Origin of the sequence: Thioalkalivibrio sp. ALJ7 (assembly GCF_000376865.1) — a bacterium.
Taxonomy (GTDB): domain Bacteria; phylum Pseudomonadota; class Gammaproteobacteria; order Ectothiorhodospirales; family Ectothiorhodospiraceae; genus Thioalkalivibrio.
Genome location: NZ_AQXQ01000011.1, coordinates 330070 through 353724 on the forward strand (window position 1 = coordinate 330070; position 23655 = coordinate 353724).

The 23655-nt window shown below is 66.8% G+C and carries 21 protein-coding genes; 12 read left to right on the forward strand and 9 right to left on the reverse strand.

Going from position 1 to position 23655, the window contains the following annotated elements; translation table 11 throughout:
• The first annotated feature begins 8 nt into the window (after positions 1-8).
• On the forward strand, positions 9-1364 hold the full coding sequence (locus tag D002_RS0107845) for a response regulator (RefSeq protein ID WP_018141365.1): 1356 nt from the start codon (positions 9-11) through the stop codon (positions 1362-1364).
• A 111-nt stretch (positions 1365-1475) separates the two neighbouring features.
• Here D002_RS0107845 and D002_RS0107850 read toward each other — a convergent pair whose 3' ends face one another.
• Positions 1476-2270 carry a dienelactone hydrolase family protein gene (locus D002_RS0107850; RefSeq protein WP_018141366.1) on the reverse strand — a complete coding sequence of 265 codons (795 nt, stop codon included), beginning with the start codon at positions 2268-2270 and terminating at the stop codon, positions 1476-1478.
• Between the two features lie 195 nt (positions 2271-2465).
• On the opposite strand from D002_RS0107850, the gene D002_RS0107855 reads away from it, so the two are divergent.
• The 4 genes from D002_RS0107855 to D002_RS0107870 all read left to right on the forward strand — a co-directional run bounded on the left by D002_RS0107855 (position 2466) and on the right by D002_RS0107870 (position 5544).
• Positions 2466-3359, forward strand: coding sequence for an HDOD domain-containing protein (locus D002_RS0107855; RefSeq protein WP_018141367.1), 894 nt, complete (start codon positions 2466-2468; stop codon positions 3357-3359).
• A gap of 47 nt (positions 3360-3406) precedes the next feature.
• Positions 3407-3976, forward strand: a complete 570-nt coding sequence (locus tag D002_RS0107860; protein WP_026181599.1) for a Slp family lipoprotein — start codon at positions 3407-3409, stop codon at positions 3974-3976.
• A gap of 2 nt (positions 3977-3978) precedes the next feature.
• Positions 3979-4470, forward strand: a complete 492-nt coding sequence (locus tag D002_RS0107865) for a Slp family lipoprotein (RefSeq protein WP_026181600.1) — start codon at positions 3979-3981, stop codon at positions 4468-4470.
• Between the two features lie 75 nt (positions 4471-4545).
• Complete coding sequence (locus D002_RS0107870) at positions 4546-5544, forward strand: zinc-binding dehydrogenase (protein ID WP_018141370.1); 999 nt, start codon at positions 4546-4548, stop codon at positions 5542-5544.
• Positions 5545-5820: 276 nt separating this feature from the next.
• Here D002_RS0107870 and D002_RS0107875 read toward each other — a convergent pair whose 3' ends face one another.
• The 4 genes from D002_RS0107875 to D002_RS0107890 form a co-directional block, all read right to left on the reverse strand.
• On the reverse strand, positions 5821-7035 hold the full coding sequence (locus D002_RS0107875; RefSeq protein WP_018141371.1) for a TraB/GumN family protein: 1215 nt from the start codon (positions 7033-7035) through the stop codon (positions 5821-5823).
• A gap of 94 nt (positions 7036-7129) precedes the next feature.
• The gene (locus D002_RS0107880; protein WP_018141372.1) at positions 7130-8260 is read right to left on the reverse strand and encodes a hypothetical protein; all 1131 of its coding nucleotides are present in this window, start codon (positions 8258-8260) and stop codon (positions 7130-7132) included.
• A complete protein-coding gene (locus D002_RS0107885) occupies positions 8257-9657 on the reverse strand; it encodes an adenylate/guanylate cyclase domain-containing protein (RefSeq protein ID WP_018141373.1) in 1401 nt (466 codons plus the stop codon). Before D002_RS0107885 ends, D002_RS0107880 begins: the two co-directional genes overlap by 4 nt.
• Complete coding sequence (locus D002_RS0107890) at positions 9654-10484, reverse strand: inositol monophosphatase (RefSeq protein WP_026181601.1); 831 nt, start codon at positions 10482-10484, stop codon at positions 9654-9656. The genes D002_RS0107885 and D002_RS0107890 overlap by 4 nt, the downstream gene beginning before the upstream one ends.
• 86 nt (positions 10485-10570) lie before the next feature.
• Between D002_RS0107890 and D002_RS0107895 the strand changes: the two genes are divergently transcribed.
• Entirely contained in the window at positions 10571-10927 is a 357-nt protein-coding gene (locus D002_RS0107895; RefSeq protein WP_018141375.1) for a DUF3301 domain-containing protein, read from the forward strand.
• A complete protein-coding gene (locus D002_RS0107900) occupies positions 10924-11862 on the forward strand; it encodes a hydrogen peroxide-inducible genes activator (RefSeq protein ID WP_018141376.1) in 939 nt (312 codons plus the stop codon). The genes D002_RS0107895 and D002_RS0107900 overlap by 4 nt, the downstream gene beginning before the upstream one ends.
• An 8-nt stretch (positions 11863-11870) precedes the next feature.
• On the opposite strand, the gene D002_RS0107905 is transcribed toward D002_RS0107900, so the two are convergent.
• The gene (locus D002_RS0107905; RefSeq protein ID WP_026181602.1) at positions 11871-12797 is read right to left on the reverse strand and encodes a GGDEF domain-containing protein; all 927 of its coding nucleotides are present in this window, start codon (positions 12795-12797) and stop codon (positions 11871-11873) included.
• 246 nt (positions 12798-13043) lie between these two features.
• Here D002_RS0107905 and D002_RS0107910 point away from each other — a divergent pair, with 246 nt between their 5' ends.
• Together D002_RS0107910 and D002_RS0107915 are read left to right on the forward strand one after the other, a co-directional pair.
• Complete coding sequence (locus D002_RS0107910) at positions 13044-14969, forward strand: ABC-F family ATP-binding cassette domain-containing protein (protein ID WP_026181603.1); 1926 nt, start codon at positions 13044-13046, stop codon at positions 14967-14969.
• A gap of 86 nt (positions 14970-15055) precedes the next feature.
• On the forward strand, positions 15056-15352 hold the full coding sequence (locus tag D002_RS0107915) for a hypothetical protein (protein ID WP_018141379.1): 297 nt from the start codon (positions 15056-15058) through the stop codon (positions 15350-15352).
• 581 nt (positions 15353-15933) lie between these two features.
• Here the strand turns inward: D002_RS0107915 and fliL are convergent.
• Positions 15934-16341, reverse strand: coding sequence for a flagellar basal body-associated protein FliL (gene fliL, locus D002_RS0107920; RefSeq protein WP_018141380.1), 408 nt, complete (start codon positions 16339-16341; stop codon positions 15934-15936).
• Positions 16338-17174, reverse strand: a complete 837-nt coding sequence (locus tag D002_RS0107925; protein WP_018141381.1) for a zinc-dependent peptidase — start codon at positions 17172-17174, stop codon at positions 16338-16340. Before D002_RS0107925 ends, fliL begins: the two co-directional genes overlap by 4 nt.
• Positions 17175-17298: 124 nt before the next feature.
• Here D002_RS0107925 and D002_RS0107930 point away from each other — a divergent pair, with 124 nt between their 5' ends.
• The 3 genes from D002_RS0107930 (at position 17299) to D002_RS0107940 (ending at position 22808) form a co-directional block, all read left to right on the forward strand.
• Positions 17299-18387, forward strand: coding sequence for a hypothetical protein (locus D002_RS0107930; RefSeq protein WP_018141382.1), 1089 nt, complete (start codon positions 17299-17301; stop codon positions 18385-18387).
• Positions 18388-18473: 86 nt separating this feature from the next.
• Complete coding sequence (locus tag D002_RS0107935; protein ID WP_018141383.1) at positions 18474-19601, forward strand: efflux RND transporter periplasmic adaptor subunit; 1128 nt, start codon at positions 18474-18476, stop codon at positions 19599-19601.
• A gap of 3 nt (positions 19602-19604) precedes the next feature.
• Positions 19605-22808, forward strand: coding sequence for an efflux RND transporter permease subunit (locus tag D002_RS0107940; protein ID WP_018141384.1), 3204 nt, complete (start codon positions 19605-19607; stop codon positions 22806-22808).
• A 33-nt stretch (positions 22809-22841) separates the two neighbouring features.
• Here the strand turns inward: D002_RS0107940 and D002_RS0107945 are convergent, their stop codons facing one another.
• Positions 22842-23486, reverse strand: coding sequence for an outer membrane protein (locus D002_RS0107945; RefSeq protein WP_018141385.1), 645 nt, complete (start codon positions 23484-23486; stop codon positions 22842-22844).
• Between the last annotated feature and the right edge of the window lie 169 nt (positions 23487-23655).

Genomic DNA, 23655 nt, shown 5'->3' on the forward strand with positions numbered 1-23655 from the left:
GGGGAAGCATGAGCGATCAGAAACCGGACCCGAAGCGCACCGCGATTCTCGTGGTGGATGACTCCAAGGTCATCCGGGTCGCGCTGCAGCGTATTTTGCAGGGGCAGCATACGGTCTACGAGGCCGCCGATGGTGAGCAGGCCCTGGAGTTGCTGCAGCACAATCCCGATATCGGGCTGGTGCTGACGGATCTTTCCATGCCCGGGATCGACGGGCAGGACCTCTTGCTGCGCGTCCGCGACGGTATGGAAGACGTGCCCACCGATCTCCCGGTGGCCATCGTTACCGGCCAGGAAAGCGATGAGGAGGCCAGCAACGAATGGCGCTCGCTGGGTGCCAATGCCGTGCTGATGAAGCCCTTTGTCCCGACCCGTGTGCGCGAGGTGGTGGCGACGCTATTGCCGCAGCCACAGGTGACGGACGATGCCTCCGCGACCGCCGAGGTCCAAGCCCTCCGCGACGAGATCGAACGCCTGCGTCGTGAGCTGATGCTGCGCCAGCAATCCGCCAACGAGCGCGAGGCCCAGAAGGAACTGGAGCGGCTTCGCAACGCCTTGGGCGAGGCGCGCGATGAGTCGACCGCCGCCTTCCAGCGCGCCGAAGAATACGAGCGCGAGATCGCGACTCTGCAGGCGAGGGTCAGCGAGGTTGACGCGGCGTTGGCCGAGGCGCGGGCTCAGAGCGAGGCGGCGGCCGCCGACGGCGAGCAGGCCGCGGCGCGCGAGGAAGAGCTTGAGGCATTGCGGGTTCGTGTGGCGGAGTTCGAGGCGGCTGAGTCGGCCGAGTCCTCGGACGAGATTGCCAGCCTGCGCAGTCGGCTGCACGAGCTGGAGGGTGAGAACGTCCGTCTGGATCACGACCTCGTCGAGATGGAGCGCCAGCGTGAGTTGGTGCAACAGGAATTGAAAACGGCTCAGGACGAGGCCGACCGCCTGCGTCGTGAGCGCAATCAGCAGTGCGAGCGTGCGGCCGCGGCCGAGAAGGCCCGGGCCGAGGCGGAGCAGCGCTGTGCGGATACCCAGGAGTCCGCCTCGGATATCGGCGAGCGCCTGGTGGCGCGGGAGCGCGAGCTGGCGGAAGCCGCGGCGCGCAACCAGGACTTGCGTGGTCGTATCCGTGACCTGGAGCACGCCTTGACCGGGTCTTCCACCACGGCGGCGGTTGAGCGAGTGGATTCATCGGAACCCCACATCCCCGCGGATGCTACGGCTGACGACGACGATGCCCTGCGGGCCCCGCCGCGCGATTCCAGGCCGGCGCAATCGACCCGCCTGGGGCGGCGGCGCTGGTTCCAGTTGGCATTTTTCGGGGTGTTGGCCGTCGTCCTTGCCCTGGCGATTGCGATCTACCTGCGCGGGTTTTAGCGCGGTCCGAAGCGCTCTGTCTCGCGTTGCCGTTTGCAACGCAAAGGGGCACCCGAAGTGGGTGCCCCGTGAGGTCGCGAGATTGTCTCGTTAGGTGATGATCCGCGGCTATCAGTGGCGGTCGCGGAGCACGTTCAGCAGGTGGTGCCAGGAGTCGTGATCGGCGCGGGCATCGTAGCCGACCGGCATGTCGAACTCTTCCGCGATGGCATCCGCCCCCGGGTTGGTGAAGCTGTGTTTAACGCCGGAGAATTCCACAACCGTGTAGCGGGCCTCGGCGTTTTGCATTTCCTCGTGGAACCCGGCGATCTGTTCCGGCGGGATCATCGGGTCCGCGGTGCCGGTGAAGGTCAGCAGCTCGGCCGTGATCTTGCCGGCCTCTGCCGGATGTTCGGTCCCCAGCCCGCCGTGGAAGCTGGCCGCCACGTTCAGATCCATCCCGGCACGCGCGGCTTCAAGCGCGACCGTGCCACCGAAGCAGTAGCCGACTGCGGAGGGAGCCTCGTCGGCGCTGGCGTCGTGGTCACGCAGCCAGTCATAGGCGGCCTGGAAGCGTCCCAGCATCAGGTCGCGGTTCTCGCGAATCTCCCCGGCGAACTCGCCGGCGGTGGACGGATGGTCGGCCAGCTTGCCGCTGCCATACATGTCCAGCGCGAAAGCGGTGTAGCCCTCACGGGCCAGCTGTTCAGCGCGGTCGCGGGCGTAGTCGTTGTGGCCCCACCATTCGTGGATGACCAGCACGGCCGGGTGCGGACCGTCCGCGTCCGGGTAGGCGAGATAGCCGGTCATCTCGTCGCCGTCGTGGTCGTAGGTGATCTCTTCGGTTTGAATCCCGGCGAAGGCCAGTCCGGGAATCAACCCGGCGAGCAATACGGCGAGCGGGGCAAATGCAGGTTTGGCGAACATCGAACACCTCCTTGGTTATCGAATCAGCGAGAATTCGACCTGGATCCTTGAGTATGGTTCGCATATGGCCGGGTTACAACGCGCGGGACAGCCGCTACAGTAGAAGCGTCAGAGACGACCCATTGAAGGGGGTTCTGACGCAGGACGAGTGAGGCGGTTCGATTCCCGGTCCGCCTCGGGTAAGAGGATCGACCAATGTCCGAGAATGCCGCCAACGATTCCCTGGAGGCCCGTGTCCAATCGGCTGACAAATTGCTGGCCATGCCGCAGGTTGTATTCGAGGTGGCAAGCCTGCTGGAAGACGATAACGCGACGGCCACCAAGATTGCCGCGAGCCTAGGGCGCGACCCTGGGCTGGTCGCCCTGGTCTTGCGTATCGCCAACAGCCCCGCCTATGCCCCGGCTCGCCCGGTCGACTCGGTGGACCGGGCGATCGCCATGCTGGGACGTGACGCCCTGCAGCGCCTCGTCGTGGCAAGTGCGATCACCCGGGCGACGGCGAGCATCCCGGACCAGGAACGCCTCCCATTGGAAGTGTTCTGGCGCCACTCGGCCTACTGCGCGGTGATTGCGCGGCAATTGGCGATGCGTGTGCTCCCGCGCCAGGCGAGCGGCATTTTTCTTGCCGGGCTGCTGCATGATCTGGGAAAGCTGCTGCTGTTTTCGCAGTCACCGGAATCGGCCCATCGGGCCTTTCTCTCCAGTCTGGATGTCGGCGATGGCCTGAGTCCCCAGGGTGCGGAGCGCGCCGAACTGGGTTTCGATCATGCGGAGCTGGGTGGAGCCCTGGCCGCGCACTGGGGGCTGCCGGATCTCCTGGTGGACTGCCTGGCCGGGCATCACCATCCGATGAAGGCGCCGGAGCGCCACCGCACGGCGGTCATGCTGGTGCACCTGGCTAACACCGGTGCCCATCTCGCCGAGATCGACTCACGTGACTGGGGAGATGCCCCGCCGGTGGATCCGGCGGTGTGGGAAGCGCTGCATATGGCGCCGGAGGTCTTGCTGTCCGCCGTGGAAGAGGCGCAACACGAGGTGCTCGCGGTGCAGGATCTATGCGACCCGGCACACGATGGAGCACCACGGTGATGGGTGCGCGCGGAGAACCTTGCTCGCCGGCGCCGGTCGGACAGGATATGAATCAACAAGCCTCTTCTATTGCCTGGCGCGGTCTTCTCGTGGCTGCTTTGCTGGCCTTTCTGGGGGGCTGTGCCGGCGTTCCGGCGAACCTGGCACCGCTGCCCGCCACGGCGCTTGAACGCGACCAGGTGCTGGATGACCCCGCGGCCGTCAAGGGCGAGACGGTGGTTTGGGGTGGCGTGATCGCTTCAATCGAAAACACCTCCGGCGGCACCCGGCTGGAAGTGGTCGGGCGCGAGCTTGATCGCCAGGGGCGGCCGCGCGAGTCCGATCGTTCGGCAGGGCGTTTCCGCGTGGTCAGTGGAGGCTTCCTTGATCCGCAGATTTACAAGGAAGGCCGCGAAGTGACCGTGCGCGGTGCGATCCACGGCACCGAAGAGGGCAGCATCGGTGATTACGCCTATACCTTCGTGACTCTGCAGGCGGACAGTGTGCATTTGTGGCCGCGGCGCCCGCCACCGCGAGAGCGCGCCTACCGTGATCCGTTCTACGACCCGTTTTATGATCCCTGGGGCCCACGCTATGGCCTCTACGGGCGTTACCACCCACATCCCTGGTATTGGTAATCATGTCCAGGTTGCCGATCCTTTTGTTGGGTTTGCTGCTGCCGTTGTGGCTGACGGGTTGTGCTTCCGGGCCACTGGAGGCCCCCGATGACCCGGCGGTGCAGATGGAGCCACGCGCGGTCACCGCGGACAATCTGCCGCAAGACGAGCAGGTCTGGGGTGGTGTGATCGCACGCGTGGATAACCGTTCGGAGGCGACTTTCATCGAGGTCGTTGGCTATCCGCTCAGTCGCCAGGAGCCGCAGACTCGGCAGTCCACGACGGGCCGATTCCGCATGCGTGTCGACGGCTTCGCTGATCCCGTGGATTACCGAAGCGGGCGTCGCGTGACCGGCGTAGGGACGGTGACGGGTGTCGAGGACGGCACGATTGGCGAGCTGGAATACGTCTTCCCGGTGCTGGACGCCCACTCCGTGCACCTATGGCCAGAGCCCGAGCCCCCGCGCCCTTCAAGCGGCGTGCGCTTCGGCATCGGTATTGGTATCGGCCTGTAGGCCTGTCGACCTCGCGGCCGCTGGGGCGCTCGCCGTTCGCGCCGGTCGTTCAATCCCCAAGCAGAAGGAGTTTCCATGCGAGCAGTGGTCTATGACGAACCGGGCGCCGCTGAAGTCCTGCGCCTGGAGGACGTGGCAGAACCACAGCTGACGGCACCTGACCAGGTCCGTATCCGGATGCTGGCCGCGGGCGTCAATCCCGTGGATACCAAGGTTCGTTCGGGTGGGATGATCGTGCCTGGCGCACCGCGCAACACCCCTGGTTGCGACGGCGTGGGCATCGTTGAGGAGTGTGGCAGCGGGGCGCACCACGCGCGGCCCGGACAGCGGGTCGCCTTCTGTTTCGGCGGTGTGGGCGCCGACCCCGGTACCTATGCCGAAAAGGTGGTGGTGCCGGATGCGGCGGTGGTCCCGGTACCGGCGGCCGTATCCGATCTTCAGGCCGCCGCACTCCCCTTGACCTGGCTGACCGCGTGGGAAGCCTTGTTCGAGCGCGCCGACCTGCAGCGGGGCCAAAGTGTGCTGGTGCATGCGGCGGCTGGCGGGGTGGGCCAGATGGCCATCCAGATCGCCCGGACAGCGGGAGGTCGGGTGCTGGGACTGGTGCGTCGCGACGAGGCGGTCGCCATCGTCAAGGCGCTGGGTGCCGACGTCGTCGACCTGCGCAAGGCCAATGCGGCGGAAGCGATTCAGCAGTACACCGACGGGCGCGGGTTCGACATCGTGCTGGATACGGTGGGTGGCGAGGTCTTCCGCGAGGGCCTGACCCAAGTGGCCTATGGCGGCGACCTGGTGACCCTGCTCGCGCCGCCAGCGGATACCGACTGGAACCCGGCGCGGCTGCGCAACCCGAGCATCAGCCTGGAGCTGATGTTGACCCCGATGCTGGAGAACGACCGTCGCCGTCTGAAGCACCAGGCGACCCTGGTCAGCGAGGGACTGGCGCGCCTGGCCAGCGGCCGGCTACAGGTGAACGTCGAGGACAGCCTGCCACTGGCGGAGGCCGCCGAGGCCCACCGCCGCATCGAGGCCGGTGGCCGCCGCGGCAAACTCGTCCTGCGCATCCCCGAGTAGGTATTGGGTTCACCACGAAGGGCACGAAGAAGGGCAAGGTCAAGGTCAAGGGCGTTTGCACCACAGAGGGCACAGAGGACACGGAGAAAGGCATTACTTGGGTTGAGAACACCCTCTGGCGGCCGGTCACCGGACATCAGAATTACAGCGGAACCGAACCAACGCAGCTGAGAGCACCGGCCCTTTCTCCGTGGACTCTGTGCCCTCTGTGGTTAATCCGACCTTTGCCCTTCTTCGTGCCTTCGTGCCCTTCGTGGTGAAATCAATCAGCCCTTGTTAGGTGCCGAAGAGGTGGCTGAAGACGCGGGCGCCGCCGATGTAGGTGCCGGCGGCCGAGCCCAGGGTGGTCAGCAGGAAGACCAGCAGTACGCGTGAGACGCGGTTGCGCCACCAGCCGCGTGGCGTGGTGGTGTCCTGGCGCAGGCTGGCGAAGTCGGAGACTCGCGGCTTGCGCAGGAACAGCTCGGCCGCGGCCGCGACGAAGCCCACCCCGATGGTGGGATTCAGTGAAGTTAGCGGTGCGGCGAGTGCTGCCGTGACGACCGTGAGTGGGTGAGCGAGCGCAATGATGGCCCCGATAGCGGCGAGGCCGCCGTTGATCAGCACCCAGTCGGTCACCATCTGGATCCCGATGTCCGGATTGCGTGAAAAGCCGATGATGAAGCCGGCCAGGATCACACTGATCACCACCCAGGGGACGAACTTCGGCCAGCGCGCCTTGGGCGGAGACTGCTCCAGGGCGTTCAGGATCGCCTCCGGCGGGGTCAACTCGTCCTGAACCTGCTCGGCAATGCCCGGCAGGTGCCCGGCGCCCACCACCGCGAGGATGCACCGGGTCTCTGGGTTGGCCGCGAGCCGCCGCAGGTGGGCGGCCATGTAGTGGTCGCGTTCCTCGATCAGGGTGCGGTAGAGGTCTTCCGACTGCTCGGCGAATTCGCTGAAGGTGGACTCCAGCATGTCGCCTTCCTTCAGGCGCTCGATCTCGGACTCGTCGATTTTCTCGCGGGACAGGACCGAGCTGAATAGGCCGCCAATGAGCCCCATACGCTCCCACCAGCGCACCGCGCGATAGGTCCGGCGCAGGGTCAGGCCGATGTCGCGGTCGATCAGGGCTAGCGGCAGGCCGCGGTCCAGGGCCCCATCCATGGCGGCGCGCATCTCGGCACCCGGCTCGATGCCGTACTGGTCGGCCAGGCGTTGCTGATAGGCGCCCAGCGCGAGGCTGGCCGCGATCATGGGCGCCTGGCCTTTGCGCATCACGCTGAATAGGTCCATGCGGCCAACGGCGTCCGGGTCCAGCATTGCGCGCTGGCGACTCTCGCACAGTTCGATCGCCACGTTGTCGAAGGCGCCGGTATCCACCAGGGCGCGTACCTTGTCGGCGCTGGCACGGGATACGTGGGCAGTCCCCAGCACCAGGACCTCGGTGTCTCCCAGCTGCAGGACGCGATGGGGTTCGTCGGCGATCAGTTCCTGGACGGCGGGATTCATGCGTGGCGGGCTCTTGGTCCGGTAGGGCGGCGCTATTCTACGGCGAAAAAAACGTTCCCGCAGAGCGGGACGCCATGATGCCGGTGTGCATGGCTCACGGCGTGACGGGCTCGGCTTGCGGGACATCCTCGGGCGTCGCCGCATCCGGATCCGGTAGCGGCTCCGGTACGCGCAGGCTCTCCAGCCGCTCCGCAACCCGCAGGCCGCGTTCGTGCGCGGCGATCAGGCCGGCATGCTCGGGGACCAGTTCAAGTCCTTCTTCCCAATGCCCCAGGGCCTCTTCGATACGCCCTGCGGAATAATGGCTGCGGCCTTCTTCCAATAGCTGTTCCGCGCGTGCATCGCGGCGCTCGCGCCATTCCTCGCACAGCACGCGGTGGGCGCGTTGGGCCGCCTGATCCGGGCCGGACGCATCGGCATCGGGGGTGATTTCGTTCTGGCACCAACGTGCCGCGGTGGTGAGGTCGTCAGCTTCAAGGGCCTGACGCAGACGGGCGTTGATCGTCGAGCGCGGAACCTCGTCCTCAGCCTCGGGCCGGTCCGGCTCGCGTAGCTCGCGTTCCAGGGCCGCGATTCGTTCTGCACGCGAGGACTCGGGCATCAATCCCTGGGCGAGCCGAAGCAGCTCCAGGCGCTCTTCGCCATCAGTGGCGGCGGCGTAGGCATCCATGGATCGGGCGAGAGGCTCGCTGCGTTGAGCCAGGCGTTCCGGGTCATCCGGCAGGTTTTCACTTTGGCGGACCAACGGGCGCATCACTTCCAGCAGCCGCCGTTGCTGGACCAGCGCGCGGGCCTCGAGGGTGTCGTGGCGTTGCTCCAGGGTTCGCAGGCCCACCTGGCGCTGGCGTTCCAGTTGTTGGATGAAGTCCGTGCGCTGGGTATCGGCCGGCAGCTGTTGTTCGGCGGTCTCGAGGACCTCCAGGGCACGGGCCACGGCACCCTCGGCCGACGCCGCTCGGGCCTCGCGCATGGCTTCTTCCGCGGCGGCATCGGCGTCGGCCACGATGGCCTCGCGGCGTTCGGCCCATTCGGCCCGCGGTTCCGGGTCGTGTTCATCGATCAGTTCCAGGGCGCTTTGGTAATCGCCCGCCTCCAGCGCGCGCTCGATACGTTGTTCCGGGGGGCTAAAGGGATCCAGGGCCGCACAACCCTGTAACAGCAGGATTGAGAGCAGGGCCCAAAGGAGGGGGGCGGCGCGCCAGGGAGAGTGGCCCGCTCGGTTCATGCGCTGGTCGCGCCGGGCAGCACGCGCGTGGCCGCGACGGCCTCGCTGACGCCGTGCAGCTCGTGGGTGCCCCAGTCTTCGGTACGGAAGTGCCCCTTCACCTGCTCGTGCTCCATGAATGCGGTGGTCGTAACCAGTCCGCCAGGTGGCGCCACTGTGACCAGGCGGGCAGCCAGGTTGACGGTGTCCCCCACGACGGTGAACTGCATGCGGTCCTCGGCGCCCATGTTGCCGGCCAGCATCTCTCCAGCGTTCAGGCCGATGCGGAACTCCACCCGGCTTTCGCCGCGGCGTTCGCGTTCAGCGTTGATCGAGGCGACCGTATCCAGCAATGCCAGACCGGTCTGTACGGCGGTCAGGCGATGGTTGCCGGGATCGGATCCGAGGCCAAAGACCGCCATGGTACAGTCGCCCATGTACTTGTCCACCGTTCCACCGTGACGGGCAATGCATTCTGACATCGGGCCGAAGAATTCGTTGAGCATGCGGCCCAGGGCGGCCGGGCTGCAGCGCTCCGACAGCGCGGTATACCCCTGGATGTCGGCAAACAGAACCGAACCCTCCACCGCGCGCCCGCCCAGCTCCACCCGGTCCAGGTTCTCCAGGATGTCCTGGGCGATGGCGTCCGAAACGTAGCGGCGCAGGGCCGCCTCTACCTGGTCCTTGCGCAGCAGGTCCCGGGCCATGTCGTTGAAGGCGTCGGTCAGCTGGGCGATTTCGTCCTGGCGGATCATCGGTAACGGGTTGCCCTGGTCGTCCATGGGCCGGACCCGCGCGCGCATGCTCTCGGCCAGGCGTTCCAGCGGTCGGACCAGGCGCTTGCTGATGTCGATCGCCAGCAACAGGCTCAGCAGGAAGACCCCGATGGCCGTGGCGATGCCGGCGTTCAGGGTGTTGCGTATGAGCTCCTGCATGGGCGAGGTGTCGATGTAGGCCTCGATATAGCCCACTTGTACGTCCTGGAATCGTACATTCTGTCGGTAGGGCTCTACCGTCGGGGCCAGCGGCCAGACGCCTTCGGTCAACGACTGTTCCGGCGGGGTCCCCGCACTGGCGACCTGGCCGCGGTCGATTGCGTACGCCGCGATCGACTCGACGCGACCTTCTTCCACCAGGGAGTTCAGGAGGGTCTCCAGGGTCAGGTAGTCCTCGGCCAGCATCAGTTCTGCTGAGGTCCGCGCTACCGGCGCGACCGTACTTTCCGCCTGTGCGCGAATCTGGTTGTCCAGCACGTTGCTGACCTGGTTCAGGACTACCGCGGACAGGGTCACGATCCCGGCCAGCGTCAGTCCCGCGATCGCCGCGACAAGCTTCCACGCAATGGGTAGATAGCGCGGGGTAAAGTCGGCGCTGCTCACGAGGCGCGCGCTGTGGCGAGAGCGGCGGCGGCCGATCATGGGGAAGACTCCGTGGCGGCCAACCAGGGGGACAGCCAGCCGCGCCAGTCCGCAAGCAATGCCTCGGAACGGGCGGCGACCGCGGATCGCTTGGCCAGCGAACGGCCGAAGACGGGGCCGCCATTCAGGCAGCACATGGCGCCCCCGGCACGTGCGAGCATTAGGCCGCCGGCCGCGCTATCCCAGGGCGCCTGGCCTCCGTGCAGGTACAGATCGGCACGGCCGGCGGCCAGCCAGGCCCATTCCAGGGCGCAGGCGCCGAGGTTGCGTTGCGATCGGAATGGCGCTGCGGCGGCCAGTTCGCGCGCTAGGGGGGGATTCAGGCGCTTGTAGTCCACCAGGGCGATCGCGCGTCCCAGCTCTGCGGCCGGCGGACGTGTGGTCGCGGGCGGGTTGGCGGCGTTCAGCTCCAGCGCGGTGTCTTGTGTGGCGGTGAATAGTTCGTCGCGTACCGGATCGTAGGTGGCCCCGTGGGTAACCCGGTCCCCCTCGATACGGGCAATGGAAATGGCGAAGAACGGCATGCCCCCGGCGAAGTTGGAAGTGCCGTCCAGCGGGTCGACCAGCCAGAACGCCGGGGCAGTCTCCAGGACGCGCGCCTGTTCGCCGCGGGCCTGTTCTTCGCTCAGGATGGGTTCGTGCTGCCCATGTCGGGGCAACAACTCGCGCACGCGAGCATCCACCGCATGGTCGGCTTGAGTGATGACGCTGCCGTCCGCCTTGTAGTCAACGGCGATATCGGCCTCGAAGCGTGGCAGCAATTCGCGCTGGCCGATCTCGCGCAGGCCTTGGGCGAGATCGAAGAATGAGGTGGCATTGACTGTCATGAAGGCCTGGGGCGACGCAGTTGCGGATTGGGTGGGCCGGAGGATGCCGACAAACTCGGATTCGAATGCGCTTATCATACCGGTCCATGACGGGCTTGATGATAATCCTCTCCCTGGCGCTGGTCGCGTTTTACGTAAACGACACCTGGCGGGCGAATGAACGGGCCCGGCGGGTCGGGCGTCAGGCCTGCGAGCGGGCGGGTGTGCAGCTGCTGGATGCGACCGTTGTGCGTATCGGGCAGCGGTTGACCTGGGGTGAGCGCGGCCTGGCCCTGCAGCGGCGTTATCGCTTTGAGTTTTCGGCCGATGGTGCGGGGCGTCATCCGGGCGAGATCTCGCTAGAGGGGCGGCAGCTGAGGCGAGTCACCCTCGACTGGCCGGATGGCGGGCGCGAGTTCCAGGGACCGGGGGCCGATGACCCGGATGGAGGGCCGTCCCGATGACCCTGAGTGAGTTGCGCTATGTCGTCGCGGTGGCTAATGCCCGTCACTTCGGCCGAGCGGCAGAGGCTTGTCATGTCAGTCAGCCATCGTTGTCGGTGGCCGTGCGCAAGTTCGAGGAGGAACTGGGCGTCACTCTGTTCGAGCGTGGCCGCGGCGAGGTCAGTGTGACCCCGGCCGGGGAGCAGATCATTGCCCAGGCGCGGCGGGTGCTGGCCGAGGTGGAACAGCTGCGCTCGGTCGCCGTCCAGAGTCAGGATCAGCTGGCCGGACCGTTGCGCCTGGGCGCGATCTACACCATCGGTCCGTATCTGTTACCGGAGCTGATACCGGCGCTGCGCGAGCGCGCCCCCAACATGCCCCTGGTAATCGAAGAAAACTATACCGGGCGTCTGCGCGAACGGCTCAAGCAGGGCGAGCTGGATGCGATCATAATCTCGCTTCCGTTCGAGGAGCCGGGCGTGGTCACGCTTCCCCTTTACGACGAGCCGTTCATGGCCGTGTTGCCCGCCGCCCACCCGCTGAAAGACAAGGAACCCCTGCATCTGGAAGATATGGCCGATGCCACGTTGCTGATGTTGGGCGCCGGGCATTGCTTCCGCGACCAGGTGTTGGAGCGCTGTCCGGATTGCCAGCGGACGGTCACGGCCGATGGAAGCACACCCCGCAATCTGGAGGGGTCCTCACTGGAAACCATCCGCCACATGGTGGCTTCGGGGATGGGAGTCACCATCCTGCCGTGTACGGCTGTGGGGGCGGATCGCTACGCCCAACGGCTGCTGGCGGTGCGGCGCTTTGAAGATCCGGCGCCCAGTCGCCGTGTGGCGTTGGCCTGGCGTACGAGCTTTCCGCGTCCCGAGGCGATCGAGGCCTTGCGCCAGGCGGTGCTCTCAACCCCGCTGACTTGCGTGGACTTTATCCAGCCGGGCGCAACGTAGAGCGATTTCTAGCCGTTGCCGGCCAGGACGCGGTTGCGGCCGGCGCTTTTGGCGGCGTACAGGGCCTCGTCGGCCGTCTGGTAGGCCGCCTGCAGGGTCGAGGTCCGGCCAATGGTGGCGACCCCCACGCTGGCGGTGACCTTGACCAGGCCGTCGCTCTCCAGGCCGGACGTATCGCCTGCCGTGGCGCGGGTGCGTAGTGCGGCGATCGCCAGGCGGATGCGCTCGGCGCATTCCATCGCACTGCTGAGGTCGGCGCCGGGCAGGATCGCCAGGAACTCCTCCCCGCCCATGCGCACGCAGAGGTCGGATTCCCGGGTGGTGTTGATCAGGGTCTGGGCCACGAGGCGCAGCAGTTCGTCGCCCACGGTATGTCCGTATTCGTCGTTGATCTGCTTGAAGTGGTCCAGATCGATCGCCAGCACCGACATCGGGCGATCCTGGCGGCGGCAATCCGCCAGCCACTGCGCGCCCTGCTTCTCGAAGGCCCGGCGATTGCCCAGCCCGGTCAGCTCGTCGGTCTCCAGGCTCGTGCTCAGGCGCTGGAAGCGCAGGGCATTGGCCAGTGCCGGTGCGGCCAGCCCCAGCAGGGCCTCGATCTTCTCCTGCTCGGCGTCGCTGAAGCGGCGGCCGCGCATCAGGATCAACGATCCCATGGCCTCGCCGTTAAAGCTCATGCCGTACTCGATGCGGTGACGGTCTTCGTCGCCGCCGGACCAGGTCTCGTCGCTTTCCTGCAGGATGAAGAACCAGCCGCTGTGCTGGATCTGCGAATGCAGATGCTCATGCAGGCGGGCCAATACCGTGCCCAGCTCCAGGCTGGAGGACAGGGACTGAACAAACTCCAGGGCGTCAAAGGGGGTTCCGGAGTCACCACTGGTCTTGCCCTTGCCGGATACCAGTCGAAGATTTTGGGCATTCCCGTCACGGTTCATGGCCGTCTCGCTTGCAAAGATCGTTGGGTCCTGCATCAAGCGATAAACGTGCCAATCGTAAAAAATGATTTAAAAACAATATAGTTGGGCTATTTCTCTGGATCGATGCGCCGGAAAAACGGCGGGATTTCGCCACAGGCGGCAGAGTCTGGCCACCGGTTGCGGCAAGGGGTGGCATATTTTTGACGCCCTGGGTGTGTCGGGACCCGCGTGCACATTGATCGGTGTCTCCCTACACTGCGCCGCATGATTCGGATGCAAGATATCGAGCTGCGCCGCGGCCGCCGGGTGCTGTTGCAGCACGCCAGCCTGACCGTGCATGCCGGTTGGAGGGTAGGTCTGACAGGGGCCAACGGCTCCGGCAAGTCCAGCCTGCTGGCGGCCTTGCAGGGTGAGCTGAGCCTGGACGCCGGCACCATCGACCAGCCTGCGAACTGGGTGGTCGCGCATCTCCCCCAGGAGGTTCCGGGCAGCGACCGCAGCGCGGTGGACTACGTGCTGGACGGCGATGCCGAGTTGCGTGATTTGCAGACGCGGCTGGAACAGGTCTCGGACGGAGCGGAGCAGGCCCGACTCTACGCGGCGCTGGAGGCAATCGACGGCTGGACGGCCCATGCGCGCGCACGGCGGCTGTTAGCGGGTCTCGGCTTTGCGACGGCGGATGCCGCCCGGCCGATGCGGGACTTCTCCGGTGGCTGGCGGATGCGCCTGGGCCTGGCCCGCACACTGATGACGCGCTCCGATCTGCTGCTACTGGACGAGCCCACCAACCACCTGGATGTGGAGACTATCCTGTGGCTGGAAGGCTGGCTGGCGCGGTACCCCGGAACGGTCATCGTGATCGCGCATGACCGGCGTTTTCTCGATTCGGTGTGTACCCACATCGCCCATATCGAGCGCGGCGGTATCGAGCTGTATGCCGGCAGCTATACCCATGCCGAGGCCAAGCGCGCCGAGGCGATCGCTCAGAGCGAGGCCGCGGCTGCCAAGGTGGCGGCCGAACGCGCGCACCTGGAAGACTTCGTGCGCCGCTTTCGCGCCAAGGCCAGCAAGGCGCGCCAGGCTCAGAGTCGCTTGAAACGCCTGGAGCGGATGGACGAAGTCGCGGTGATCCGGGCGGCGCGGCCGATCCACCTGGAGATCCCGACCCCGGAGCGTCTGCCGGATCCCCTGCTGGCCCTGGACCATGCCGAGGTCCGGTCGGGAGAACGCGTGCGCCTGCATGCGACGAGTTTACGTCTACGGCCGGAGGATCGAATCGGTGTTCTGGGGGCCAATGGTGCCGGAAAATCGACACTTTTGACGCTGCTGGCCGGCGAACTCGAACCGGCTGCGGGTGAGCGCCGGGTCGAGCCCAACCTGAAAGTCGGTTACTTCGCCCAGCATCAAAGTGAGCAGCTGGATCTGGGGGCGTCGCCGTTGGTACACCTGCAACGCCAGGACCCGCGGGCCGAAGAGCAGCGGCTGCGCAATTTCCTGGGCGGAATGGGGTTCCCCGGCGAGAAGGCGGATGCGCCGGTCGGGCAATGCTCGGGGGGCGAACGGGTGCGGTTGGTGCTGGCCTTGTTGATCTGGCAGGCCCCGTCGTTGCTGTTGCTGGACGAACCCACCAACCATCTGGACCTCGATATGCGCGAGGCCCTGGCCGAGGCCCTGGAGAACTATGCCGGAGGGCTGGTGGTGGTCGCGCATGATCGCGAACTCCTGGCGCGGGTCTGCGACCGTTTCTGGAAGGTCGAGGATGGCGTGCTCAGCGAGTTCGATGGTGACCTGGACGATTACGCCCGCGAGTTGCAGGCGCGCCAACGCGATGCCACGGAGGCCCCTCAGGGGGCGGCGTCCCAATCCACCACGGGAATCGCCGATGGACAGACCCCGGTAATGTCCCAGAAGGAGCGCCGGCAGCAGGCCGCGCAGGCGCGCGCGGCCCTCAAGCCGCTGCAAAAGCGCGCGGACCAGGCGGAGCGGGAATGTACTCAGGCCCAGGAACGCCTGCAGGCACTGGAGACCGAGCTGGCCGATCCCGCCCTGTACGCGGCGGACAACAGCGACCGCCTGGCGGAACTGACCCGCGAACAGGGCGAATTGCGTAGCCGCCTGGAGACGCTGGAGGGCCAGTGGATGGAGGCCCTGGAAGCGTTGGAGGCAGCCCGGGGAGAGACTGCGGAATAAGTCTCATCGCAAAAACCGAGCCTTGAACTCGGGTATTGCGGGGTCTATACAAGAGGGTGAATGCACCGGAACGAGGAGTGATTCGTATGAATCCACAGGAACTGAATCGTCGCTGTGTCGAGCTCTTTCACCACCCGGATGCGAAGCTGCATTGCTGGCACCCGCGTATGTTCTGGGAGACCCACATGCTGGAGAACCCGAAACCCGAGGACCTTCAGGAGCCCAAGGTCGATCTGCGCGAGCTTGAAGTGATGCTGGCGGAAGCGGCGCACGAACCTTCGCAATGTGCCGAGGAGCTGGAGCGGGAGGAGCCCGGCCGTGCCACCTTGATCCGGCACATGATCGAACGTGGCGAGATGCCGCTGCTGCATCGCCCGCACTGACACCTGCTACAGGATCGATGGGGCCCCCAACGGGACCCGTGACCCCTTATTCAGGGTCCCTTCTTGGCCCCGGCGGTTAAGTCCGCCGGGGCCTTTTTACGCGCGGGTGTGAGTCATTCTGCGGGTACGCTTGCTGGCGTAAAACGCTCTTGCCTTTTCTCCCCGCCTCTGTGGTACCCCTTGATCAAACTTAAGGAGACGCTGATTGAATCGCACGTCCGCGTTGGTGCCCCCTGTTTTCCGAGACCAGGCGCGTCGTGCAGCGGGTAGTGGTTCTACCCGCCCGTTTCTGATGGGTTCGGGGGCGCAACGCAGGATCGGGGTACAGGGGGCACCAACCCGACAAGTGATTGAAAGAGCGGGCCCGGCCGCCCGTTGTTGATCAAGACGGGCGCGGGAACGGCATTGCGATTCCCTTGTGCAGAATGACTGCACGGCAGTCACCGCGCCTTGTTCGCACGCAAAAGCGACTCGAGCGCGGACGTGCGATTCAATCAGCGTCTCCTTAACCCTTCCATCCAGACCCTTCGCGATCTTCCCGTCTTCCTGTGAACCGAGCTAGACCTGGCCCTTCAGCGGGCTTACTGGCGGATGAAGTCCGAGAAGTACAACGCGGCGATTCGGGGTGAACCCGTGATCTCTTCCAGTAGCGCGTTCAGCTCGTCCGTCGCCTCGTTGCGCAGGTCCTCGCGGGCGCCGCTTCCGGTCAGGCTCTCCGGGCTGCGACCACCGAGGATTCGGATCAGCCGGTCGCGTACCGCCGGGATGTGTTCGCGGATCTGGCGGGCATCTTCCAGGTTGTTACCCTCCAGCTGGATCGAGGCCTGCAGGTAACGCCCCCGATCAGAGGCCTCCATGTTCACGACCACCGGCTCCAGCGTCACGTAATGGCTATCCAGGTCATCCACGGCGGTGGCCAGCGGTGCGGCCAGCAGCAGGATGAGGCCCAGCAGGGCTGTGGGCAGGGCGAAAAAGGTGGGGCGGATCATGGGGCGTTCTCCACTGCGGTCTGCGTGCTGGAGGCGATCAGCGTTCCGCGTCGATGGGGTTCCTGGCCAAAGTATGCCACCAGGTGTTCGTAAATCTCCGGCATCGCTTCGCGCAGGCGGCCGGGTTCGAAGAAGAATGATTCTACCGCGACCGCCAGGAACTCTTCCGGCGCGGTGGCCGCGTAGGGATCCAGCGGCAGTTCGGATTCCGGTACCTGACCCGATTCCACAGCGGCGACAAAGCCGTCGAAGGCGCGCGAGAAGTCCTTGGTCCAGGCCTCGGGGGAATGCCCGCGAGGCAACGGTGGAAAGCCGTTGACCTCCCCGTTGCCTGCGTCCAGCACGTGGGTCATCTCGTGGACCACCACGGCCGCATCGCGCTCGACATCGTTCCAGGATAGGATTACCGGGCCGCGCTCCCAGGCCTCGCCAGACTGGGGAATGGCCCCCTGATGCACGATGCCGGCTTCGTCGACCCACTCGTGTTCCGGTACGAAGGTGTCCGGGTAGAGGATCAGGGTTCGCCAATCGCGATAGGGTTCAAGCCCGAGCTCAAGTACGGGCAGCGCCGCGTAGGCCGCGATCACCTGGCACTGCCACGGCTCGGGTTCTGCGGCGATCCCGATGAATTCCTTCTGCGCCAGGATCTGCCCGATCAGTTCGCGCAGCCGGGAGCGTTCCTCCGGTGTGAGGCGGGCGACGAACGGCACCCGCCGGCGCAGGGCCTCCCACTCGTCGTTGTCGAGGGCGATCGCCTCCGGTTCCAGTCCGGCGAACGGCCCGAGCAGGCGGCGGAACAGGCCGCGCAGCGGGAATTGCGGTGTCGAGTTCATCGCCCGATCGTCGCATGTTTGGAGGCTCCGCGTCCGCCCGCGGCAGCCGCTTGCCGCTGGCGGCTAAGATTTGCCGCCGACCAGCCGTTACCCCCTCCAGTAGCCGTCCTGACGGGGAACCTCCATGCACATTACCGATTACTCCATGCAGCTTTCGAGCCAGCGCCTGTCGCTGGAGGCCACCCGGCGCGAGGCGCGCCTGACGGTGAGCCAAGGGGGCGGGGCCGCGCCCCCGGCGGAGCCCCGCCAGGGCGCCGGGGCGCCCGGGATTGTGGGCCCAGGACGGGACGAACGGCCGGACCCGGCCTCCGTTGCGGCCATGCGCGCCCCCTTCGTGGCCGTGGCCCCGGCGGACAGCGAGATGACCTCGGTGGATCAGCTGCGGACCGAACTGCTCCGGCTGATCCTGGAACGTTTTACCGGTCGCGAGATCCGCGTCGTGGACCCGGCGGACCTCCGGCCTGAGGCAAAAGCGGGTGCGAACCCGCCGGAATTTCTCGAACCGCCCGTAGCAAGGGGCCTGGACGCCCCGCGGGCAGGTGGCGGCCTCGCTGTGGCCTGGTCGGTGGAGCAGACCCGGGTGGAGATCGAGCGCACGGCCTTCCAGGCCCAGGGGCGGGTGCAGACGGCCGACGGCAAGACCATCGAGATCGACATTGCCCTGACCATGAGCCGCGAATTCGTCGAGCGCACTCGCATTCAGGGCGGTGTCGATGGCGAGCTGCACGACCCGTTGGTGATCAATTTCGATGCCCCGGCTGCGGCCCTGACCGACACCCGTTTCGAGTTCGATCTGGACGCCGATGGTTCGCCGCAGCAAGTGGCATTCCTCCAGCCCGGTAGCGGTTTTCTGGCCATCGACCGCTCGGGCAGCGGGCAGGTCGATGACGGCTCCGAGCTGTTCGGACCGCTGACCGGTGACGGTTTCGCCGAGCTGCGCCGCTTCGATCATGACGGCAACGGCTGGATCGATGCGGCGGACCCGGTCTATGACCGCCTGCGCGTATGGACCCGCGACGCCCAGGGCCGCGACCAGCTGTTGGCATTGGGCGAGGTGGGGGTGGGGGCGATCTACCTGGGGCATGTCAGCACCCCCTTTGACCTGCGCCATGGCGGCGACAACAGCCTGCTGGGCCAGGTGCAGGCGACCAGCGTCTGGGTCGGCGAGGATGGACGTAGCGGCAGCGTGCAGCAGATCGACCTGACCGCCTGACACCGGCCCGTGGGCGCCTTTGTGCGCCGAAGGTCATACAACGGCTACCCTGTGTATTCGCCCACTCCCCGCGAGCAATCCGACGGATGCAACTCGAGACCTTCTACTTCCCGGCGCAGTCCATCCGACGGCTCCCCGTGTTGTTGCTGTGGGTCCTGCCGGTTCCCCGCAGGGCGGGTGGCCTGTTGCTGGCTCTTGCTCTGGGGCTCGCCGGCTGTGGAACCGAGCCCTCGGAGGCGGCTGACCCATCGGCCGCCGAGGCGGCCACGCCCATCGCGGCGTTGGAGGTTCAGCCGCGGGATCTGTCGCGCGAGCTGCGCCTCTCCGCGCGGGTCGAGCCGATGGCGCGGGTGCGTCTGGCGGCGCGTGCGGATGGCGTGGTCGAGGCCGTCCATGTCGAGGAAGGAGACCGGGTCGAGCAGGGCGAGACCCTGGTGGAACTGGATGTCTCCGAGGAACGGGCGGAGCTGGCGCGCGCCGATGCCCATGCCGAAGAGGCGCAGCTGGAATACGCGCGCAGTTCCGAGTTGCGTGACGAGGGGATTTCCAGCCGCGCCAGCTACGAACGGGCCCGCGCCGCGCTGCGTTCGGCCGAGAGCGAGCAGGCCCTGTGGCAGGCGCGGGTCGATTACGGGGCGCTCGCTGCCGGCCGCGACGGCGTGATCACCGAGCGGATGGTGGAGCCTGGAGAGGCCGTCGCTGCGCGCGATGCGCTGCTGGAGCTGGTCGATATTACTACGCTGGTGCTGCGACCCGGGGTGTCCGAGCTGGACGTGCGCGACCTGGTCGTGGGCCAGGACGTGCCCATTCGGCTGGACGCCTTTCCTGATGCTGACTACGTCGCCGAGATTCGTCGCATCTTCCCGGCGGCCTCGCCGGATTCCCAGCAGGTGACGGTGGAGATCGCGCTGCCGGCCGAGGCCGCCGACAACGGTGTGCGCCCGGGCAACCTCGCGCGCATCCGCATGACCGTCGACGAGCGCCCGAACGCCCTGGCGGTCCCGGCCGCGGCGATCGGCGAGGACGATGACGCGCGCTATGTGTACGTGGTGGTGGATGAACAGCTGGAACGGCGCACGGTCGAGACCGGTGTGACCCGGGGCCCCTGGACCGAGATTACCGAGGGCCTGGAACAAGGCGAGATCGTGCTGGCGACCAATCCGATCGACATGCGCGAGGGCCAGCGCGTGCGCATTGTCGGCTGGCGGGGCTAGGGCATGGCCGATACAGGGGATCCCCAGCGCCCGCACGGGCGGGTGACCAGCTTCTCCATCCGCCGGCCGGTCGCGATCATGGCGCTGGCCTCGGTGGTGATCGTGCTGGGCATGTTCTTTGTCGATCGCCTGCCGGTGGACCTGCTGCCGCACGTGGAGTACCCGCACATCCGGGTGACGGTGAACCACCCGGGCACCGCGCCGGAGGTGATGGAGGAGCAGGTCACACGGGTGCTGGAACGCAATCTTGCGGCGACCGAGAACCTGACCCGGATCTACAGCCGTGCCTCCGAGGGGCGCACCAACGTCAACCTGCTGTTCGAATACGGGACCAATCTGGACCTGGCGTTGCAGGATGCGGCGCGTCACCTGGAGCTGGCGCGCACCCAGCTGCCGGACGATTTCGAATCCCTGCGCCTGTACAAGTTCGACCCGTCGCAGGATCCGATCTGGGAGGCGGGCTTCTCCTCCACCGTGCGTTCCGAGACCGCCGTTCGCGACTGGGTGGAGCACGAGCTGGCCCCGCAGTTGATCGCCATCCACGGGATCTCCTCGGTGGAGGCCTCCGGCGGTCAGCAGCGGGAGCTGGAGGTGATCCTGGATCAGGAGTGGGTGAGGGGCTACGGCCTGTCGCTGGCGGCGATCAGCGAGACCCTGGCGGACGAGAACCGCGAGGTCGCCGGGGGCTGGGTGACCTCGGACACCTTCGACGTGATGGCCAAGACCGAAGGACTGTTCACCTCCGAGGCGGATGTGCGCAACGTGCTGATTCCGCTGCCGGGGCCGCAGTCCGCGCATGTGCGCCTGGGCGAGCTGGCCGAGGTGCGCGACGGCCACGGCGAGCAGCGCCTGTTCATCCGCCTGGATGGCACCCCGGCCGCGCGCGTGTCGGTGTTCAAGCTGCCGGAGGCCAATACCGTCGAGTCGGTGGATGCCGTGCGCGCGACGCTCGGGCGGCTGGAGCGATCGGGCTTCATCCCCGAGGACATCCAGTGGGAGGTGGTCAGCGATTCGGCCCCGTTTATCCGTGGCGCGGTGTCCTCCGTGGGCACCGCGGCGGTCCTCGGAGGGGTGCTGGCGATGCTGGCGGTGTTCCTGTTCCTCGGCAGCCTGCGCAAGAGCTTCATCATCGGGCTGTCGATCCCGATCGCGCTGATGGCGACCTTCGCGATGATGGGGCTGGGCGGATTGACCCTGAACATCATCAGCCTGGGCGGGCTGGCGCTGGGCGTGGGGCTGCTGCTCGACAACGCGATCGTGATGCTGGAGAACATCTACCGCCATCGTGACAAGCTCGGGAAATCGCCGGAGCAGGCCGCCCACGACGGGGCGGGCGAGGTCGTCTCGGCGGTCACCGCCGGCACGCTGACCAATCTCGCGGCAGTACTCCCGTTCCTGCTGATTACGGGCATCGGGGCGCTGATCTTCCGCGAGCTGATCCTGACGCTGTCGTTCGCGATCATCGCCACGCTGGCTGCGGCGATCACGCTGGTGCCGATGCTGGCGGCCCTGCTCGCGCGCATCCGCTGGGAGAGCGGGCTGGACCGGACCCGGCTGCTGCGCGGCTTCGACCGCGGGGTGCAGGGCCTGCGCCGACGTTACCGGCGTCTGCTGCCGAAGGTGCTGCGCGCGCGCTGGGTAGTGCTGGGCGCCGCCGGGGTCCTGTTGGTTGGTGCGGTACAGGTCGGCGGGGAGCTGGGCACCGAGTTCCTGCCGCAGGTGGACGATGGTCAGGTCAGCGTGCGCATGGTCCTGCCGCCGGGTACACCGCCGCACGAGACCGATGCCGCCGCTCGCGACATCGAGGCCGCACTCGAGGAGCTGCCGCATGTCGAGAGCGTGTTCGCCATGGTCGGCGGGCACCTGGGGGGTGGCGTGGTCAACGAGCGTCCGGGGACGTCCAATCTCACGGTGCAGCTCACCCCGGCCGGACAGCGTGAAATGACCGCCGGGCAATGGGTGGCCGAGGCACAGGCGGCGATGGACGAACTGGACCTGCCCGGGGCGCGGATTACCGTGCGCCCGCCGAGTATCGACGGGTTGCAGTTCAGCGTGACTGGCGACGACCTGTCGATCGGCGTGGTGGGGGCGGATCTGACCGAGATGCGCACCATCGCCCGCGAGATCGCGGGGCGCCTGGAGGGCATCCGGGGCCTTGAGGGTGTCGAGGTCGGGCGCGAGGACCAGAGCCCGATTCTGCGCGTGCACGTGGATCGCGATCGCGCGGCCGCGCTGGGCCTGCAGGTGGGCACGGTCGGTCAGGCGATCCGCGATGCGGTGGAGGGTGCGGTACCGACCCAGTATGTACGCGATGACCGCGAATACGACTTGCGCGTCCGCCTGCCGCGCGAGGATGTACAGGACACGGCCACACTGGGACGGATGATCCTGTTCCGCGACAACGGGGGTCCTGTGCGCCTGGCCGACGTGGCCGAGTTCGAGATCGGCGAGGGGCCCGCCCATATCGAGCGCGAGAACCAGAGCCGGGTGGTGCGGGTGAACGGCGATATCAATACCGAGGTCAGCGATGTCGGTTCGGTGATGGCCGAGGTCGAACAGCGCCTGGCCGAGGTCGAGGTACCCGAGCACTACAGCCTGCTGATCGGCGGCGAGTGGGAGACCATCCAGGAGACCCAACGCGAGATGGCGACGGTGGTGGCCCTAGCGATCTTCCTGGTTCTGGTGGTGCTGGCCGTGCAATACGAGCGTCTGGCCAATCCGTTGATTATTGTGGCCGCCGCTCCGCTTTCGCTAATCGGGGTGGTGGCGATTCTGTGGGCCACGAATACGCCGGTTTCCGCGCCGGTGATGATCGGGGCGATCCTGCTGATCGGGGTGGTCGTGAACAACGCGATCCTGCTGGTGGAGTACATCGAGCAGGGCCGGCGACGGCGCGGCTTGAGCCCGGCGCGGGCGGTGGTGGAGGCCGGTGCGCTGCGCCTGCGCCCCATCCTGATGACGACCATTACCACCGTGCTCGGCATGCTGCCGCTGGCGATTGGTCTGGGTGAGGGAGCCGAGATCATGCGCCCGCTGGCGCTGACCGTGGTTGGTGGGTTGATTGCGGGGATGGTCCTGACGCTACTGGTTGTGCCGTGTCTCTATCTGCTCGTGAATCACGCCGCCGAAGGGATCAAACATCGTCTGACCGGTGGCGTGCGCGGTGTCGAGGCACAAGAATCGGACGGCCCCGCGCTCCGAGGGTAGCGGGGCCGTCTTCCGATCGGTTCGCCGGCGTTACTAGAACCGGTAGCCCACGCCCACCATAAAGCGGGAGGCGTCCGTGTCGAAGCGCAGGGTTGTGCCGGGTTCCGGACGGATGCGTTCGCGCTCGAAGAACGTGTACGAATACTCGGCCCGCAGGAACATGCGGTTCTCCATCTGGTATTCCACCCCGAGGCCCAGGCGACCGCCGTTCAGGCTGTTCTTGAAGCGGCCCAGCTGGTCGCCGTCGTCGCTCAGCCGCGTATCGGTGCGGGCGCGCTGGTAGCCGGCCAGCCCGTAAAACAACACCTGGTCGTTCACCACGTGGCCGATCCGGCCGGTCAGTCCGTAGCTGTACTTGATGTCCTGACCCAGTTCGGCATCGTCGAGGCGTACGGTCAGGTCGGCATCCTCGGACTGGAAGTCCAGTTCGCCGCCCAGGTACAGGCCGTTATCCAGAACGGTACCGAAGCCGGCCATGGCGCCGCCAGTGAAGCCGGTGGCGCTGATACCCGAAATGCCGTCACCATCGCCCTCGTCGTAGTCGGTGTCGTAGCTGGCCCAGCCGAGCTGCCCCCCAACGTAGGCACCGTGGAACGGGCTGGCATGGGCGGCGCTGGCGGAGGCCAGCAAGGTGAAGGCGCCGGCCACGGCCACGCCGATACGGGTTGTCTGGTGCATGAGGTTCTCCCTTGAGTGCGATCGCGTTAAAGGCCGTGTCGATGGCCCGCGGGGATGGTGGCACAGTTCACGCCGAACGGCACTGCGCGGGTGATTCGGGATCTATGCCAGAATCACGGAGTTGGGTCGGCACGCGGCCGAGACATTGCACGCAACGGGAGTTAAGTGA